The 17,301-nt window shown below is 68.7% G+C and carries 15 protein-coding genes; 4 read left to right on the plus strand and 11 right to left on the minus strand.

All coding sequences use genetic code 11. From position 1 onward, the window contains the following. Positions 1-138 precede the first annotated feature (138 nt). The 3 genes from Y958_RS29595 (at position 139) to Y958_RS29605 (ending at position 4,561) form a co-directional block, all read left to right on the plus strand. Positions 139-1,395, plus strand: a complete 1,257-nt coding sequence (locus tag Y958_RS29595; protein WP_186291669.1) for an MFS transporter — start codon at positions 139-141, stop codon at positions 1,393-1,395. Next, entirely contained in the window at positions 1,392-2,399 is a 1,008-nt protein-coding gene (locus Y958_RS29600) for a dipeptide epimerase (RefSeq protein WP_088875507.1), read from the plus strand. The genes Y958_RS29595 and Y958_RS29600 overlap by 4 nt, the downstream gene beginning before the upstream one ends. Before the next feature lie 122 nt (positions 2,400-2,521). Further along, positions 2,522-4,561 carry a hypothetical protein gene (locus tag Y958_RS29605; protein WP_088875508.1) on the plus strand — a complete coding sequence of 680 codons (2,040 nt, stop codon included), beginning with the start codon at positions 2,522-2,524 and terminating at the stop codon, positions 4,559-4,561. Positions 4,562-4,564: 3 nt separating this feature from the next. On the opposite strand, the gene Y958_RS29610 is transcribed toward Y958_RS29605, so the two are convergent. Then, the gene (locus Y958_RS29610) at positions 4,565-4,972 is read right to left on the minus strand and encodes a group II truncated hemoglobin (RefSeq protein WP_088875509.1); all 408 of its coding nucleotides are present in this window, start codon (positions 4,970-4,972) and stop codon (positions 4,565-4,567) included. 299 nt (positions 4,973-5,271) lie between these two features. On the opposite strand from Y958_RS29610, the gene Y958_RS29615 reads away from it, so the two are divergent. Further along, a complete protein-coding gene (locus Y958_RS29615) occupies positions 5,272-7,545 on the plus strand; it encodes a glycoside hydrolase family 3 C-terminal domain-containing protein (protein WP_211098838.1) in 2,274 nt (757 codons plus the stop codon). Positions 7,546-7,606: 61 nt separating this feature from the next. On the opposite strand, the gene Y958_RS29620 is transcribed toward Y958_RS29615, so the two are convergent. The 10 genes from Y958_RS29620 to Y958_RS29665 form a co-directional block, all read right to left on the minus strand. Continuing rightward, a complete protein-coding gene (locus Y958_RS29620) occupies positions 7,607-7,984 on the minus strand; it encodes a hypothetical protein (RefSeq protein ID WP_186291670.1) in 378 nt (125 codons plus the stop codon). A gap of 113 nt (positions 7,985-8,097) precedes the next feature. After that, a complete protein-coding gene (locus Y958_RS29625; protein ID WP_088875512.1) occupies positions 8,098-8,418 on the minus strand; it encodes a hypothetical protein in 321 nt (106 codons plus the stop codon). 13 nt (positions 8,419-8,431) lie between these two features. After that, positions 8,432-8,686, minus strand: coding sequence for an Imm74 family immunity protein (locus Y958_RS29630; RefSeq protein ID WP_088875513.1), 255 nt, complete (start codon positions 8,684-8,686; stop codon positions 8,432-8,434). A gap of 37 nt (positions 8,687-8,723) precedes the next feature. Next, positions 8,724-9,083: a hypothetical protein gene (locus Y958_RS29635; protein WP_145727965.1), complete on the minus strand. Its 360-nt coding sequence runs from the start codon at positions 9,081-9,083 to the stop codon at positions 8,724-8,726. A gap of 14 nt (positions 9,084-9,097) precedes the next feature. After that, positions 9,098-9,352 (minus strand): hypothetical protein, encoded by a 255-nt coding sequence (locus Y958_RS29640; RefSeq protein ID WP_088875515.1) that lies wholly within the window; start codon positions 9,350-9,352, stop codon positions 9,098-9,100. A 41-nt stretch (positions 9,353-9,393) separates the two neighbouring features. After that, positions 9,394-9,813, minus strand: coding sequence for a hypothetical protein (locus Y958_RS29645; RefSeq protein WP_088875516.1), 420 nt, complete (start codon positions 9,811-9,813; stop codon positions 9,394-9,396). 4 nt (positions 9,814-9,817) lie between these two features. Then, positions 9,818-14,197 (minus strand): RHS repeat-associated core domain-containing protein, encoded by a 4,380-nt coding sequence (locus tag Y958_RS29650; protein WP_088875517.1) that lies wholly within the window; start codon positions 14,195-14,197, stop codon positions 9,818-9,820. Positions 14,198-14,199: 2 nt separating this feature from the next. Continuing rightward, entirely contained in the window at positions 14,200-14,649 is a 450-nt protein-coding gene (locus Y958_RS29655; RefSeq protein WP_040847883.1) for a DcrB-related protein, read from the minus strand. Positions 14,650-14,661: 12 nt separating this feature from the next. Beyond that, a complete protein-coding gene (locus Y958_RS29660) occupies positions 14,662-15,525 on the minus strand; it encodes a hypothetical protein (RefSeq protein ID WP_088875518.1) in 864 nt (287 codons plus the stop codon). 54 nt (positions 15,526-15,579) lie between these two features. Continuing rightward, a complete protein-coding gene (locus Y958_RS29665) occupies positions 15,580-17,298 on the minus strand; it encodes a type VI secretion system Vgr family protein (RefSeq protein ID WP_145960806.1) in 1,719 nt (572 codons plus the stop codon). Positions 17,299-17,301 lie beyond the last annotated feature (3 nt).

A 17,301-nucleotide genomic window follows, 5' to 3' on the forward strand; every position in this document is an offset into this window, starting at 1 on the left:
GCCGGCCTGTGTGATGCTGATGCCATCATGCAGATCGCACCCCCCGACAACGAAATTTCCAACGGGGAAATCCCCAGCGGGAAAATAACGAACAGGGACCTTCAACCGTGGCCGCGCCCTGTCGCGGCGTGGTCGGCGGTGGCCCTGTTCTGCGTGGCGGCCGTCCTGTCCTACACGGACCGGCAGATCCTCAGCCTGCTGGTGGATCCCATCCGGGCTGACCTGGGCATCAGCGACACCCAGGTGGGGGTGCTGCAGGGGGTGGCCTTCGCCCTGATTTACTCCATCGCCGGATTGCCGCTGGGCCGCCTGGCCGACATGCTGCCGCGCCGCGCCGTCATCTGCGCCGGCGTGGGGCTGTGGAGCATCGGCACGCTGCTGTGCGGCTACGCCCCATCCTTCTGGGTGCTGTTCGCGGGCCGCCTGATCGTGGGGGTGGGGGAGGCAGCGCTGGCCCCCGCCGCCATGTCCATGATCGCCGACATGTTCCCGGCTGAACGCCGGGGCCTGGCCACCGGCGTCTTCGTCATGGGCATGACCATCGGTGGCGGTGTCGCCATCGCCATCGGCGGGGCCGTGCTGGGCCTGGCGGCCGCCGGCGGCTTCCAGGGCATCCCCCTGCTGGACGGCCTGGCCGCCTGGCGCGCCGTCCTGGTCCTGCTGGGCCTGGCCGGCCTGCCGCTGCTGCTGGCCCTGCTGCCCATCCGCGAGCCTGCCCGCCGCAGCGAGGCGCTGGCCGGTGAGACAGAGGCGACGTCGTTGCGCGAGATCTTCGCCCAACTGGCGGCCGTGCGCACCGTGCTGATCCCGGTCATCGTCTGCTGCGCCTTCATGTCGGTGGGCGACTTCGCCCTGATCGCCTGGGCGCCCGCCCTGCTCAGCCGCCGCTACGCTATGACGCCGGATGCGGTGGGCCTGGCGCTTGGTTCCCTGGTCGTCGTCGCCGGCGTGGTGGCGACGGTGGCAGGCGGTGTCATCAGCGATGTGGCGGTCAAGCGCTACGGCCCTTCCGGCCGCATCTGGGTCGCCACCCTGTGCGCCGTCCTGGCCTTTCCCTTCGCCTTGGTGGCGCTGGCGTCCTCCCCGAACCAGATCCTGGCCGCCGTCACCCTGTGGACCCTGTTCTCCAGCGCCGCCGGCACCATCGGCATCACGGCGGTGCAGGAGATCGTGCCCAACCGGGCGCGCGGCCTCAGCGTTTCCTTCATCGCGTTTGGCAACATCATGCTGGGCCTGGGTGGCGGCGCCACCCTGACCGGCTATGTCACCGACCACGTCTTCGCCGACCCCCTGGCCATCGGGCAGTCGCTGACGCTGGTCATCGCCCCCCTGGCCGGGGCTGCCATTCTGCTTTTCCTCCATGCCGCCCGAACCGCTCGGAGTGTCAGTCGGTGAGCCTGTCCGTCACCTATCGCCGGGACGCCATGCGCATGCGTGAGCCGTTCCGTATCTCTGGCTATTTGCTGCATGCCATGCCCGCCACGGTCGTCACCGTGGGTGACGGCACCCACTTCGGCCGGGGCGAGGCGGCGGGCGTCTATTATCTGAACGATGACCCGCCGCATATGGAGCGGGAGATCGAGCGGGTGCGCGACGCCCTTGAGGCCGGCGTGGACCGCCAGGGCCTGCAGTCCCTGCTGCCGCCCGGCGGCGCCCGCAACGCGCTGGACTGTGCCTTGTGGGAGTTGGAGTCCCTTAAAAAGGCTACGCCCGTGTGGCGGCTGGCCGGGGTGCCGGAGTCGAAGCCGCAGGTCACCACCTTCACCCTGCCGGCCGATGACCCGGCGGAGATCCTGCGCCGGCTGGAGGCCTTCACCAGCGCCACCTCCATCAAGCTGAAGCTGGAGGGCGACCTGGCGGCGGACACGGAACGGGTGCGCGCCGTGCGCCGCGCCCGGCCGGACGTCTGGCTGTCGGTCGACGCCAACCAGGGTTTCGGCGCGAAGGATCTGGAACCGCTGGCCGCCATGCTGGTGGACCAGGACGTGGCGCTGCTGGAACAGCCGGTGCGCCGGGGCAGCGAACAGTTGCTGGATGGATGGGACGCGCCCCTGCCCGTAGCAGCGGACGAGAGCATCCTGGACCTGAAGGAACTGCGCGAACAGTACCGCCGCTTTGACATCGTCAACATCAAGCTGGACAAGTGCGGCGGCCTGACCGAGGCGCTGGCCATGGCGGCGGAGGCCCGGCGCCTGGGCCTGGGCGTCATGGTGGGCAACATGGCGGGATCGGTCCTGGCCGCCGCACCCGGCTTCGTCCTGGCGCAACTGTGTGACGTGGTCGATCTGGACGGGCCCTATTTCCTGGCCGAACCGGGCGCCGACCGGGGCATTTTCAACGCCGGGAAAGTAATGATTCCCGCCGATTTCTGGGGGTGGGGTAACCCTTCCTCCGCCTGAGGGGCCTGCAAGGGGTATGTCGCCCGAGGCCTCTCCTCCCGGGGCGCGCGTCCTCGACGGACCCGGTTCCCGGCCTATCTACCTTCCGCCGCCGTTCCCGCCGCCTGAAGGTGCCGCCCGCCATGCCGCGTTTCGCCCGCCTGTTCGCCCCCATCGCCTTGGCCCTGTCCCTGGTGGGGGCGCCCGCCGCGTTCGCCGATACCGGCGCGCTGTCCTATGGCCGCATTGAAGGGCGCAACATCAACCACTTCGTGCGCGACGGCGACGTGGCGGCCCACCTGTTGCTGCGCTCCGGCGCCGACCCGCGCCTCATCGTGGCCTTTCCCGCCGGTAACAGCGGTGCTGGCCTGTGGCTGGACATTCCGCAGGGGCAGGGGGCCGGTGATTGGACCCTGACCACCCCGCCCATACCGGTGACGGAGAGCGACGGCCAGGGCCGGCCTTTGCACGGCATCACCTTCCAGGCCAGCCTGGCGGCGGGCACGGTCGGCATCCGCCAGGCGGTGCTGTCCAGCGTCCGCGTCCTGCGCGACTATGATGCCCTGCACACGGTGCCCGACAGCATCAGCCCGGACCTGATGCGCGATGGCGCCCGCTTCGTCTGGGCGCGCGACCGGCTGGACGGCAAGGCCGGCTATCGCCTGACGGTGGAGGTGGTGCACGGACAGGCGACGGAAACCGGGCTGAAGGCCGATCCCGATGGCACCATCGGCCTGCGCGTCACGGCCTTGACGGGAGAGACGCCGCTGACCCCCCTGCCGGCCGACGCCCTGCTGAATGCCCAGGCGGCCAATGACGTGGCGACCCGGGACACCCTGGCCTTCCTGAGCTACCGCGAGAAGTTCCTGGCCGGCTCCTGGCGCTTCGACACCTATTTCGGCCGCGACACCATGATGTCCCTCATGCTGCTGATGCCGGCCCTGCAGGGCGATGCGGTGGAGGCGGGCCTGCGCTCCGTCTTCGCGCGCCTGTCCCTGATCGGCGAGGTGGCGCATGAAGAGGATGTGGGCGAATTCGCCGTCCTGGACCATCTGAAGCGGGAGGCCACCGCCTCGGATGACCCGGTCTACGATTACAAGATGGTGGATGGCGACTTCATGCTGCCGGCGGTGACGCGGGCCTGGCTGCTGGATGATGCCCAGGGCCGGGCGCGGGCGGCGGCCTTCCTGGCCAGCGGCGACGGCCGTACCGACCAGGTGGGCCCGGTGGGGCGCGACCTGGTACAGAACCTGCGCTATGTGGTCTTGCACGCCGCCGCCTTCGCGCGCGAGCCGCGCTATTCCAACATGATCCGGCTGAAGCACGGTTTGCCCGTGGGCCAGTGGCGCGACAGTAATGACGGTCTGGGCGGTGGCCTCTATGCCTACGACGTCAACGCCATCCTGGTACCGGCCGCGCTGGAGGCCTGCACCGCGTTGCTGAAAAGCGGCTTGCTGGATCCCTATATGGACCCGGGCGACCGCCCCCTGTTGTCGCGCGCCGCCGGTATGGCGGTGGTGTGGCGGGCCAAGGCGCCGTCCCTATTCACCGTCACCATCCCCGAACGCCGGGCCAAGGCAGAGGTGGCGGCCTACGCCTATGCCCTGGGCGTGCCCGACACCGCCGCCGCGCTGGGACGAGGGGCGGTGCGTTTCCATGCCCTGTCGCTGAACCGCGACGGCACGCCGGTGCGGGTGATGCATTCCGACGAGGGCTTCGGCCTGCTGTTCGGCCGGCCCGATGCCCGCACCCTGGACCAGACGATGCAGGGCCTGCTGCGCCCCTTCCCGGCGGGCCTGATGACCGACGCCGGCATGGTGGTAGCCAACCCCGTGTTCGCCCCGCCCGAGGTTCAGGCCCGCTTCACCCGCAACGCCTATCACGGCAGCGTGGTCTGGTCCTGGCAGCAGGCGATGATGGCGACAGGCTTGGAACGGCAAGCGCGCCGTCCGGATCTGCCCCGCGCCACCAGGGCGCGGCTGCGCCAGGCCCAGGCGTCGCTGTGGCGGGCCATCGAGGCCACGCGCGGACTTCAGAATTCGGAACTCTGGTCGTGGACCTTCCAGGACGGCCGTTACCAGCCGGTGGCCTTCGGGGCTAGTGGCGCCGACGCCGACGAGGCCAACGCCGCCCAGCTGTGGAGCACCGTCTACCTGGCCGTGCGCCCGCCCGCGGACCGCTGAGCCTCAGCCGGCCGGCTGCTGGTTGCGCATCCAGTCGGCCAGCGGGGCCAGGGCGCCCAGGATGGCCTGGCGGCCGCGCGGGTCGGGGATGGTCTCATCCAGCGCCCGCTTCATGCACAACAGCCAGGCGTCACGTTCCGCCTCACCCACCGAAAAGCCCATGTGGCGGGCACGCAGGCGGGGGTGGCCGCGCTCGGCGGAATAATCGCCGGGCCCGCCCATCCACTGGGCCAGGTACAGCGTCAGCACGCGCTTGGTTTCGGTCAGGTCCGGCGGGTGGATGGCGCGCAGGTCGCGCGCCTCCGGCAGGGTGTCCATGTTGGCGTAGAAGGCCTCCACCAGGCGGCCGGCGGGTTCCATCCCGCCGATCCATTGGTAAAGGGTGGTCTTCTGGTCACTGTCGCCGGTCATGTTCTGGGCCCTGGTGGGAACGCTGGCTTCCCTATATGGGATGCCCCTACGCGAAGTGGAGCGTTCTACCGCAAAGCCCTTCCCGCCGGAAGCGCGGGCGGACCGGGGCCAGGGGTGTGCGGCGGCGACGCCAATAGTCATGGGATATCCGATATCCGGGAATTATCGCCTTCGCCCATCCGGCCAGGGCTGGTATGAAGAAGGGTGCGCACCCGCCCGGGTACGCCAGGGAGGTCCGCGCCAGCGGTGTCGCCACCGGCGATGCCGCCTTGACGACTAAACGAAAATTGGAAACGTCCATGTCGGTTAAACATCACCTGCTGCTCTCGACTGCGTTGCTTATGACAACGCTTACCTATGTCGGATTCAGGCCCGCGCTGGCCGCCGATGCGCCGGCCGCCACGACCGCGCCGGTCACGGGCCCCTGGCAGGACGCCGCCCAGTCGCCCGAGGCGCGCACCGCCGCTCTGCTGAAGGTCATGACCCGGGAAGAGAAGCTGCAGCTGGTGTTCGGCTATTTCTCCACCGACTTCAAGCCCAAGGCGTATACGCGCATCGAGGGCGGCATGGCCGATTCCGCCGGCTACATCCCCGGCGTCGCCCGGCTGGGCATTCCCGCCCAGTCGCAGACCGACGCCGGCGTCGGCGTGGCCACGCAGGCCAGCCCCACCCCGCGCCTACGCACCGCGCTGCCGTCCGGCCTGGCCACTGCCGCCACCTGGAACCCGGAGATGGCTTTCGCCGGCGGCGCCATGATCGGTGACGAGGCCCGCCGTTCCGGCTTCAACGTCCAGCTGGCCGGCGGCACCAACCTGATGCGGGAGCCGCGCAACGGCCGCAACTTCGAATATGGCGGCGAGGATCCTTTGCTGGCCGGCACCATCGTCGGCCACGCCATCAAAGGCATCCAGTCCAACAACATCATCTCCACGCTGAAGCACTATGCCTTCAATGATCAGGAGACCAGCCGCAACTTCATCGATGTGAAGGTGGATGAGGCGGCCGGCCGCCAGTCCGACCTGTTGGCTTTCGAGATCGCGCTGGAGACGGGCAAGCCCGGCTCCGTCATGTGCTCCTACAACCGGGTCAACGGCGCCTATGCCTGCGAGAACGACTGGCTGTTGAACCAGGTCCTGAAGAAGGACTGGGGCTTCAAGGGCTTCGTCATGTCCGACTGGGGCGCCACCCACTCCACCGCACCGGCCGCCAATGCCGGCCTGGACCAGCAGTCGGGATATCCCTTCGACAAGTCGCCCTACTTCAAGGACGCCCTGGATGAAGCGGTGAACAACGGCCATGTCAGCGCCGCCCGCCTGGACGACATGGCCGGCCGTGTGCTGCACGCCATGTTCGCCAACGGCCTGTTTGAGCATCCGCTGAACGGCGACCAGGCGGCCACCATCGACTATGCCGCTCACGCCAAGGTCACCCAGGCCGACGCAGAGGAGGCCATCGTCCTGCTGAAGAACAAGGGCGACGTGCTGCCTCTGGCCAAGACCGTCAAGACCATCGCCATCATCGGCGGCCATGCTGACGTGGGCGTGCTCTCGGGCGGCGGTTCGGCCCAGGTCTACCCCTACGGCGCCCCGACCAACGGCCTGATCGTCCCCAATGAGGGTCCCGCTTCCTTCCCCGGCCCCATGGTTTATGACCCGTCCTCGCCCCTGAAGGCGCTGGAAGGCCTGACCCAGGCCAAGATCACCTACATCGACGGCAAGGATCCTAAGGCCGCCGCCAAGCTGGCCGCCGGCAGCGATGTCGCCATCGTCTTCGCCACCCAATGGACGGGCGAGGGCCAGGACACCATCGACTTGAACCTGCCCAACGACCAGGACGCCTTGATCAAGGCCGTGGCCGGCGCCAACAAGAAGACGGTGGTAGTGCTGGAGAACGGCGGCCCCGTGGTCATGCCCTGGCTGGACCAGGTGGCGGGCGTGGTCGACGCCTGGTACCCCGGCACCAGCGGCGGCGAGGCCATCGCCCGCGTGCTGGCTGGCGAGGTCACCCCCTCCGGCCACCTGCCGGTCAGCTTCCCGGCCTCGGTCGACCAGCTGCCGCGCAAGGTGGTGGATGGCGACCGCAAGGACAAGGCGGAACATCCACACGTCGACTACACCATCGACGGCGCCGCCATCGGCTACAAATGGTATGAGAAGAAGGGCCTGAAGCCGCTATTCCCCTTCGGCTACGGCCTCAGCTACACCACCTTCGCCACGTCCGACCTGGCGGCCGCCCCCGAGGGCAAGGGCCTGAAGGTCAGTCTGGCCCTGCGCAACACTGGTGCGCGCGATGGCAAGGCCGTGGCCCAGGTCTACGTGGCCCCGGCCGCCGGCGGCTGGGAAGCGCCGAAGCGCCTGGGCGCGTTCCACAAGGTGGCGCTGAAGGCCGGCGAAAGCCAGAACGTGAGCCTGACGGTGGACCCGCGCCTACTGGCGACCTACGACGTCGCGACGCATGCCTGGAAGATCAAGGGCGGTGACTACAAGGTCATGACCGGCACGTCCTACCAGGACATCACGTCCACGGTGACCGTGCACCTGCCCGACGCCACCCTGCCGGCGGCCGTGCAGTAATAGTGTTCGGCGTTTGACGTACGAGGAGGCGTCCTGCGGGGCGCCTCCCTTTCTTTTAAGCTCAGCCGGCCAGGCCGGCCTCGCTGCGGCAGATGGCGGCGATGGGCTTGGCCTTGTCCATCAGCAGGGCCGGCGGGGCGGTCACGCCCTTGCGCTCCTGCTCCGCCAGCACTGTCACGTCGGCATCGCTCAGGGCCTTGTTCACCCGGGTGGCGGTGCAGTCGCAAAAGCTGTGCAGCTTGGCGTCGGTCACATCGGCCGGTGATGAGCTCCGCGCCGCCTTGAAGCACTGCGCGGCGAAGTTGGCTGCCATGGTGGCGCGGAACTCCGCCACCTCCGACGGCGGCTGCGATGACGTCCGCATGAAGGCGACCCCGAAACCGACCGCGCCGCAAAGGGCGACTATGGCGGCGGTCATCCAGGTCCTGTTCATGGGCATCGGCAGCTCTCCGTTCTATGTATCCCGAGTGTACAGGGATTTTAGACGGATGGGGCGGGTTTGTCGGGCAGGCTTGAGCTAAATGTTTTGAATCAAATACGGTTCCGTTGCCGTCACGCTTCGCGGATCCGAAAACTACTGGGATTATTCCAGGATATTACCCTGAACGGTTGGCGGATGTGCCCCGCGTCCCGATAATGGGCGACCACCCCCGCCGGACACCAGTCGCGCCCATCGGTGAACAGCGCGCCGATGTCAATCAGCGCCTGGATAAGGGCGATCCTGTCCGCTACCGACAGGATGCTGCGCACCAGCTGCCCGTCCCGCGGCAGGAAGCCCAATCGGCTCAGGCCCGCCTCATCGGTGGGTGTCATGGCCCGCGCCGCCGCGCGTCCCCCGGCCAGTTCGGTGATGATGATCCCGTCGTCCGGCATGGCGGGCGGCGGCTCATTCGAAGTCAACGAGCGTCCCCCGGGTGTCGAAATGGCTCTGGATGGCCCTCACGATGTTTTCCTTCTCCACCCCGGTGGCCGGCCGCCGCGCGCCGGCCGCGTCCAGCATGAAGATGGCGTTCAGGTAGATGACATAGCCGGGCAGGAACTGGTTGCCGGGCGCGAGGCCCTCGCCCTCGGCCACCGCCTTTCCGGCGTGGCTTTCCAGATAAATGCCTCCGCGGCAGACGGTGGTCACGGCGTAGTCCATTTTCGGTCTCTCGCAGGACGATCAGGCGCCGGCCCCATCAATAGGCCGGCCCGAGCCGGACCAAGGCGCGCTTCTGGGAGTCATAACCGAAATGCCAGTCCGGCCATTGTTCCGCCGGCACTTCTGCCGCGCAGACCACGGACATCCCGGCCTCGATATGACGGGAGAGGTATTGGAAAACGTGGCCCGGTGGCGGGGGCAGCTCCGCCAGCGGCATGCCATCGCGGCCGAAGACCGTCAGCCTATGCGGCAGGGCGGGTGGGCTGACTGTCAGGACGAACAGCAGGTCACCCTGCGCATAGGCTGAATCGGCGCCGGGAACGGTCAGGGTGAGGGGGCCGTCCTCTCGCACCCAGCAAACGCTTCTGCCTTTCCGCACCGTCATCAGTCCATCCATGGCACCCTCCGCCCCTACGTCGCCACGCCGCGGTCTTCGCCCGGTGGCGTTATCAGCCGGTCGTCGGCCTGGCGGCGTCGGCACAGGTTTATCAAGGGCAGCGCTGCCGAAAGGTCCTGCCGATAGAGCTCGAATTCCGCCGGGCTGATCTCGTAGTGCTCTTCGTAATCGACCAGGCGGTTACTGACCGGGATGGACAGATAGAACCGGCCGCCATCCCGCTCCACCCCGATGCTGAAGCGATGGTCGCGGCTGACGGCGATGTTCATGGCCCGTTCTCCGATTCGATCGTGCCGCTGGCATCAGTTTGTTATGCCCAAGCAATGATGACGCTGCAGGAGCCGCCGCGGGCGTCGTAGCTGGATGCGATCGTGCCCCAGGGGAATACGTACCGCGTAATTCCCTTGTCGTGCATGGTTGGCGGTCCGAGCTTGTCCGACAGATATTGGTTATGGATATGAACTAAATCTTCAATAGGCACGCCCTTCCGATTGAAGGAAAAACTGATTTTTTCCAGGGAACCTTGGGCGAAGGCCAAGGAGAAATGAGCGCGGTTTCCATCAATGTTACACGGCCCGATCAGCAGATATTTCCAGCCGGTTCCCATGTCATCTTCTCGGACGATTGGGAAACCGGCGGCTTTGACGGCGGAATAGTCCAAGCCCTTATGGAGCGATGGTTCATTCTCAAGCTCGACCGTGCCGCAGGTGATGTTGATGTTTGCTTTCATTGTCTCACTTGGCGAATGGTATTGAATACAAGGGTTTGAGAGAAGTCTTGTAGCTGGGAATGAAGATTTGATCCACGCCGCCTGTGCCATATTGCGGATTGGCCAATGTCTTTCCGGTCGCGGCGGGCGTGTCTTCCATCACCTCATAAACCGTGACGCCGCTACGGTACTTCGGATAGTCGGGATTATCGATGTTTGGCCGGATTTGTAGGCCATTGTAGTACCCTTCGGCAGTGCCTCCCGTCGCTTCAAAGCCTTCCAGCGTGGTGTGATACTCCGATGGGCCTGGCGAAGCGCCAACCACCAATTTCCCCTTGGGTAGAGTTATGTCGCGGTAATCATCGACACCGGGGTATTTTTCATTGCCCTGCCATGCCTTGGCCTGCTGCGCAGGCGTAAGAGCTTCTTCCTCTAGGCCGCATGCCAACCCTAATGGATCAACCCACTGCACCGGGTTGGGCGCGTAGGCGGCGATGTTGCTGCCACCGCGCAGGCGGATGGGGTCCTGGGTGATGAAGCAGCCTTCGGCCGGGGCGTAATAGCGGTGGCGGTTGTAGTGCAGGCCGGTTTCGCTGTCGTGGTATTGGCCCTGGAAGCGCAGGGGGTTGGGGATGGTGGCGACGGTCTGGCGGGCGAGCGCCCCCCAGGCCTTGTAGTCGGCGGCCCACACCACCTCGCCATTGTCGTTGGTCAGTTCCTGGGGCGTGCCCAGATGGTCCAGATGGTAGTGGTAGGCCTGGGCGCGTTGTCCCGGTTCCGCCCGGCGCAGCTGGGCCAGGGGGCGGAAGGTGCCGGGTTCGTAGACATAGACGGTGGCCAGGGGGTCGGCGGGCGTGGGGGCCGCCTCCGCCGCCTTGGTCTCCACCGGAGCGCTTTCGGCCAGCAGCGTGTCGCCGTCCCAGAGGAAGGCGGTGCGCTGAGCGGCAGGCGGCGCGGTGCCGGTATCATTGGCTGGGGTGGGTGCCGTATGCGCGCTTTCCTTCCACACGCGGCGACCGAAGGCGTCATAGCCGAAGCGGGTGAGGGTGGTGCCCCGGCGGCCGCTCTCCTCCACCGCCGTTAGGCGGTTGCCGGCGTCATAGCGGTAGTCCACGGTCACGGCACCGCCAGCGGCGCGCCATTCCTTCACCCGGTTGCCCCAGGCGTCGTACTCGAACTTGGCGTCGCCATGGACCAGCAGGCGATCGCCCCGGGCCTCGCCACCCCAGAAGGCGGCGTCGGGGCCGGAGGCCAGGATGTTGCCGGCGGGGTCGGTGACGAAGCTTTCGGGGTTCGTGCCCTCCACCGACAGCAGGCGGTCGCAGGCGTCGTAGTGATAGCGCTTCACGCCCCGCCGGGCGTCCTCGATGGCGGTCAGGGTGTCGGCGCCGTCATAGCCATAGGCACGGGCGTAGACGGCCTCACCATCGCCTCCACCACCGGCCCGGCGCCGGCCTTCCTGGCGGACCAGGCGGCCCTGGGGGTCGAAGGCCTGGATTTGGTGGATACCGCCGGCCAGGCGTTCCACCTCCCGCCCCGCGGCGTCGCGGGCGAAGCGGGCCAGGGCCTTGCCGTCCAGCCCCACGGCCGCCGGCAGGTTGTCCGGTCCCCAGGCCACCTCCAGCCGGCGCCCATCCGGTAGGATGGTGGCGATACGCCGGCCCCGGGCGTCGCGTTGGAAGCGGATCTCCTGGTCGCCCTGCCGCTCCGCCGTCGGCCGTCCGGCGGCGTCATAAGTGAAGGCCACCCGGGTGTCGGGCGTGTCGGCGGACAGCAGCCGCCCCAGCGGGTCATAGCCGAAGCGATGGCTGTTCCCGTCGGCGTAGAGCGTCTCCAGCAGGCGCCCGGCGGGGTCGCGGTTGAAGCGCGTCACGCGGCCCTGGTCCACGGCGGCGGTGACCAGGCCGGCCGTGTCGCGGTGGTAATCCAGCCGCCGGCCGTCAAAGCCGGTCTCGCCCACCAGCCGGCCCGCCAGGTCATAGTCCAGCCGGTACTGCTCCCCTTTCTGGTTGCGCAGGGCCACAAGGTTCAGTTCGCTGTCGTAATGATAGCGGAAGACCGAGCCATCGGCGGAAGTGCGCTCCACCGGATAGGGCAGGCCGTCATAGCGCCAGCGGGTCACGCGGCCCAGCGGGTCGCGGTGCAGGGTGACATGGTCCTCGGCGTCGTACTCCAGCGTCACCGTGCCGCCGTCGGGGCGGTGGACGGTGGTGATGTTGCCGTTGGCGTCACGCTCCAGCCGCACGGGCGCGTCCTCGCCCCGGCGCATCTCCACCACCCGGCCCAGCGCGTCATGGGCATAGCGGCGGCGGTCGGCCCGCGCCGTGCCCTGTGCCAGCAGATCGCCGGTGGGGGACCAGTTGAAGCGCGCCACCAGGCCCAGCGCATCCTGGATGGCCAAGGGCAGGCCACGGGTATCGCGGGTATAGCGGGTGGTATGGCCCAGCGGGTCGGTATGGGTCGCCAGGTTGCCGCGCCGGTCGTAGGTGAAGCTGTCTTCGGTGCCATCGGCCCGTGTTACCCGCACGGGTTGGCCGAAGCCGGGCGGTGTGAGATCGGCGGGAACGTCGCCGCCCTCGTATGCCAGGTGGGTGACGGCGCCGTCGACCTCGGTCCGCTGCGCCAGGCGGCCCAGCGCGTCGTAGGTCAGCCGCAGCGTGCGACCGTCCGGCCCCGTCAGGGCCAGCAGGTTGCCGGCCTGGTCGTAGCGGTGGTGGGTGACGCCCCCTACCGGGTTCACCTCCTCCTCCACCAGGCCCAGGCTGTTCCAGCGATAGCGGGTGACGGCGCCCAGGCCGTTGGTCACCACCGTGGTGTGCGCCTGGACGTCGTAGACCATGCGGGCGCGGTACAGGCCGGCCTCGCCGGACAGGTGCACGCCCCAGGTGTCGACGCAGCGGGCGCGGCGGCCCAGCGCGACGTCGTCCCAGACGAACTGGAAGCGCAGGCCGCCGCGCCGCGTCTCTTCCACCAGCAGATGGTTGTCGTAGTGGTAATGCCAGGCGTTGCCCCGGGCGTCGCGTGTCTCCACCAGGTCGCCGGCCGCGTCATAGGTGTAGCTGACCAGGCGCAAGGGCTGGTCGCCGCCGGCAGGGTCGGGGCCATCGACGGCGGTGATGCGGCCCGCCTCGTCCGTGGTCACGACGAAAGCGCGGCCGGCGCTGTCCTGGATGCCGGCCAGGCGCCCGCCGGGTCCGCGCCGCAGGAGGATGGCGTTGTCGTTGGGATCGACGACATGCGCCAGGTGGCGCAGGCCGCTCTGCTCGTCGCGGTCACCGAAGACGTAGGCCAGGCCGCCATAGGTGGCCAGCCAATAGCGCTGACCGTCCGTGTGCAGCACCAGCCGTTCCACCACGTTCAGGCTGGGGCGGCCGGGGGCCGGGTCGGTGAAGAAGGCCAGGCGCCCGTCGGCCAGGCGCGCGGCCCAGCCGCCGCCGTTGATCCAGCGGTACAGCACCATGTCGTGCGGGTGGTGCCAGCCGGACCCCAGTTCGCCCACCAGGGTGGAGCTGGACATCCAGGTGCGCGACCAGACCAGGGGCAGGGGGCCCGCCACCTCGAAATCCGTGGCCTGGGTGAACAGCTCGCCCGTGGCCACGTCCACCGGGTGGCCGGCAGTATAGCGGGTGGCCAGCTTGCCGCCGGCGAAGCCACCGGCGGCCCCGCCCAGGGCTTCGCCGATGATGCGTCCGCGCTCTCCGCCCACCGCCTGGCCGATGGCGCCGCCCACCTTGGCGCCGGCATAGCCGCCCGCCATGCTGATGACCGTTGTTTCACCGAAAGTCGCCAGGCCGCACAGCCCTTCCGCCATGAAGGCCCCGGCGGCCCCGGCGCCCAGCGCCAGAAGCGAGCCGCCGATCATCAGGTATTCGGCCGCCGTGTTGGCCCAGTCCGGCACCTCGCCGTGGATGGACATGTAGGTGCCGGGCTCGCGGCCGATGAAGACGTCGTGCGAGCCGTCCATGATGGACCCGTCGCACTCCAGCTTGTCGGCGATGCGGGCGGCGGGCTTGCCGTTGATGAAGACCGTCTTGCTGCCCTGGGCGATGTGCTGGTCGGGCGGCCCGTCGCGGGAACAGGCGGCCGCGTCCTGGATGGCGCGGGCGGCCGGCTTGTCGTTGATCAGCACGTTGTCGGAGCAGTCGGGTGAGATCACGCCGGTCTGGTCGGTGAAGGTGCTGCCCAGTGCCTCGCCCAGAAGGGCGCCGCCGCCGGTCGCAGCCATGGCGCCGCCCACCGCCGCGATGACGCCCAGCGCCGCACCGCCCGTGCCCACCACGGCGATGACCGCCAGGGCGGCACCCAGGCCGATGGCCGCGCCGGCGATGAAGCCGGACAGCGCACTGGTGTGCTGGATGGGATCCCCCAGTCGGGCGGCCCCGTATTGCGGCGCGCCGCCGTCCATCGTCAGGCTCCGGTGCCGGCCGGGCTCGGCCAGGCGAAGCTGTTCAGGATCTGCATGAACTGCGCGTCGGCGTCCGCGAACTCCGTCAGGCGGGCGGTGTTGACGATGGTGATGCAGCGGCCGTCGGGCAGCAGGCTGTAGATTTGGCGCTGCTTGATGGGGCCGGCGCCGCCGTCCCACTGGAACAGCAGTTCCACCGCCGGGCGGCCGGCCAGCATGACGTCCTGCCGGGTGATCAGCTGGAAGCTGCGCGCCCGGGCGATCAGATCCTTCAGCTGCCGGTTGACGTACGCGCCCAGGCCTTCCTCCGCCTGTGGCCGGTCATAGGCGATCATGATGTTGGGCACTACGGGGCTGCCGCTCGGCGGGGCGGACCAGGCCACCATGGAGCGGTCGATCCAGCTGTCCGGCAGCTGGATGCTGAAGTCTAGCGTGCGGCAGGTCTGCGGCATGGTGGGTTTCCTTTAGATCTGGCCCAGGATGCGGGCGACCGCGACGGCGCTGTCGGCGTCCGCGTTGCCGGTGCTGGGCAAGGCCGAGGCGGTCTGGCCCAGGGTCGGCGTCTGGCTCGGCAGGGGAGATTGCCCCGCGCCCGGTGTCTGGAAGGCGGGTGCCTGATAACTTGGCGCCTGGTAACTGGGCGCTTGGTAACCGGGCACCTGGTAACCGGGTGTCTGATAGCTGGAGGCCTGGACACCGGGCAGAGTGCCGCCCTGGTTCCACGATCCAGCCTGCGGCCCGGCGGTGTAGGGCGAGAGGGGCGGCGTTGCGGAAGAGGTCGCGACCACCGGCGGCGGGGCGTAGGACGGCTGCGTCAGGCCCGTGGGCGACAAGGTCGGGGAGGTGAACCCAGGCGTGACCCCAGGTGCGGCCATCGAGGGCGTGCCTACGGTAGGCGCGGCCATGGTGGGTGCCGAGAGCGAGGGGGCGGCAACCGAGGGCGCCTGGGGCAAGGATGGCAGCCCGGTGTTCACGCCGGCGGCCGACGCCAGATTGGACAGGCCTGACGCCGTCGACGCCCCCGGAATGCTGGAGGCGCCGGGGATGGCCGGGCTGGCCAGGGAAGGGGCGCCGAGAGCGGGCGCGCCCAAGGAGGGGGTGGCCAGGCCAGAGCCGCCGCCGAGCAGCTGGGCCGCCTGCGCCGCGCTGCCCAGGGGGGCGCCGACGGAAGAGGGCAGGGCCGGCGCGGCGGCGTTGGCCAGCGCCCCGAGGTCGCCGGCGGAACCGAAGCCGGCCGGGGCCGCCGACATTGACAGGGGCGTGTAGGGCTGGATGCCGAGGCTGGCGCCGATGGCGCCGGGCTGGATCAGGGCGGGAAGGTCGAACATCCGGAAATCTCCCGGGGAATGAAGGTGTCTGGCCTGGGATTGCGCGCGTCGGCGTCAGCCGCTGCAGTTGAGCCAGATTTTCTGGCCGTCCTGGCTGATGCCGTCCTTGTCCAGAACCACGGTGCTGCCGTTGCTGGTCAGGATGATGTGGTCGGTGGTCATCTGCAGGGAGCTTTTGCCCACCTGCAGCACGACCATCTCGCCCGCCACGTTCACCATGGACTTGCCGACGGTTTCGAACATGTTGTTCTGGACGACCATGGAGAGGTCTTTTTGGGAGTGGAAGGCGATCTCTTCGGCGCCGGCCTTGTCTTCCAGGGTGAAGAGGTTGAAGCCGCCGCCCCCGGGGCTGCTGGCGGTGCGGAAGGTGGTCTGGGTTTTCTGGGCGGGCAGGCCGAGGGGGGCGGTGGTTTCGGAATTGGGGACGGAGCCCAGGATGACGGGGCGGTCCGGGTTGCCCTCCAGGAAGGCGACGACGACCTCCATGCCCATGCGGGGGATGGTCTGGGCACCGAAGCCGCGACCGGCCCAGCCCTGGGCGACGCGGACCCAGCAGGAACTGCCCTCGTTGGACTGGCCGCGCCGGTCCCAGAAGAACTGCACCTTCACCCGGCCATGCTTGTCCGTGTGGATCTCCTGGCCCTTGGGGCCGACCACGACGGCGGTCTGCAGGCCGGAGATGGTGGGTCGGGGGGTGACGCGGCGGGGCACGAAGGGGGTGGCGGCCGGCAGGCAGGTGAAGTGATTGGCGTAGCCGGAGTGGCTGGCGCCGCCGCCCTCATAGCTGAGGTCGCTGGCCCGGTGGCTGGCGGAGAGCACGACATAGGCGCCGTTCTCGGCGGCGACGGGATGGTCGGTCAGCTGGAAGCGGCCGCAGGGGGTCATGGAGCGGCAGTCGCTGGCGCCCTGCACCGTCTCGCGCTCGACCTCCTCCGCCTGCATGGCCAGCTTGGCGCGGCGCTCGCCATCGCCGGCGCTGTCGTGCAGGCCGGGATAGTCGAAGTGCTCGTGCTGGGGGTCCTGGGTGTAGCTGGAGACGGTGGGGACGGTCTGCTTCAGGTCCAGCTTGCTGGTCTGGAAGTTGTAGTCGGTCATGGCCCAGGCGCTGGCCTGGTAGGCATGGCTGCGGTGCCACTCGGTGATGTGGTTGGAGCGGGAGGAGGTGGCGCTGAAGGGGATCAGGGGCTCATCCCCCGTCTGGTAGGCGGAAGTCTGGGCGCCCAGGACCAGGGTGTGCTTCCCCGCCTCGTGGCGGAAGAAGTAATAAAGGCCGTCCTCCTCCATCAGGCGGGAGACGAAGGCGAAGTCGGTCTCGCGGTACTGCACGCAGTACTCGCGCGGGGGCGGGGCGCTGACGCCGGAGAAGTCGTACTGGGTGACGCCCAGCTCGCCGAAGATGGTCTCCAGGATGTCGAGCGTGGTCTTGTTCTGGAAGATGCGGCAGTCGCTGGTGCGGGTCAGGAACCACAGGCGGGGGACGACGCGCAGGACATAGTGGCGCTGCCCGCGCGAGGCGGCGTGGCCGCCGGTGAGCGAGGCGACGATGCCGTTGAAGACGCGGTAAACGCCGTCATCCAGGCGCAGCTTCAGGTCCACGCTCTGCGCCACCAGGGCGGCGGGGTCGACGTTGTCGTCCATGGCGCGCACGGTCGCGCGGAACTCGAAGGGCGTGGAGATACCCTCCGCCCCCTCCAGCGCCTCCAGCAAAAGCTGGTCGGGCCCCAAGGGGCTCTCGATCCCCAGCAACCGTTCCGCTTGCGTGTAACCGTCCATGGA

It is taken from the genome of Nitrospirillum viridazoti CBAmc, from assembly GCF_000730165.1.
GTDB lineage: Bacteria > Pseudomonadota > Alphaproteobacteria > Azospirillales > Azospirillaceae > Nitrospirillum > Nitrospirillum viridazoti.

Coding starts and splice junctions, on each gene's coding strand:
- Y958_RS29605 (WP_088875508.1), top strand. CDS start 2,522: ATGCCGCGTTTCGCCCGCCTGTTCGCCCCCATCGCCTTGGCCCTGTCC.
- Y958_RS29610 (WP_088875509.1), bottom strand. CDS start 4,972: ATGACCGGCGACAGTGACCAGAAGACCACCCTTTACCAATGGATCGGC.
- Y958_RS29615 (WP_211098838.1), top strand. CDS start 5,272: ATGTCGGTTAAACATCACCTGCTGCTCTCGACTGCGTTGCTTATGACA.
- Y958_RS29620 (WP_186291670.1), bottom strand. CDS start 7,984: ATGCCCATGAACAGGACCTGGATGACCGCCGCCATAGTCGCCCTTTGC.
- Y958_RS29625 (WP_088875512.1), bottom strand. CDS start 8,418: ATGCCGGACGACGGGATCATCATCACCGAACTGGCCGGGGGACGCGCG.
- Y958_RS29630 (WP_088875513.1), bottom strand. CDS start 8,686: ATGGACTACGCCGTGACCACCGTCTGCCGCGGAGGCATTTATCTGGAA.
- Y958_RS29635 (WP_145727965.1), bottom strand. CDS start 9,083: ATGGATGGACTGATGACGGTGCGGAAAGGCAGAAGCGTTTGCTGGGTG.
- Y958_RS29640 (WP_088875515.1), bottom strand. CDS start 9,352: ATGAACATCGCCGTCAGCCGCGACCATCGCTTCAGCATCGGGGTGGAG.
- Y958_RS29645 (WP_088875516.1), bottom strand. CDS start 9,813: ATGAAAGCAAACATCAACATCACCTGCGGCACGGTCGAGCTTGAGAAT.
- Y958_RS29650 (WP_088875517.1), bottom strand. CDS start 14,197: ATGGACGGCGGCGCGCCGCAATACGGGGCCGCCCGACTGGGGGATCCC.
- Y958_RS29655 (WP_040847883.1), bottom strand. CDS start 14,649: ATGCCGCAGACCTGCCGCACGCTAGACTTCAGCATCCAGCTGCCGGAC.
- Y958_RS29660 (WP_088875518.1), bottom strand. CDS start 15,525: ATGTTCGACCTTCCCGCCCTGATCCAGCCCGGCGCCATCGGCGCCAGC.
- Y958_RS29665 (WP_145960806.1), bottom strand. CDS start 17,298: ATGGACGGTTACACGCAAGCGGAACGGTTGCTGGGGATCGAGAGCCCC.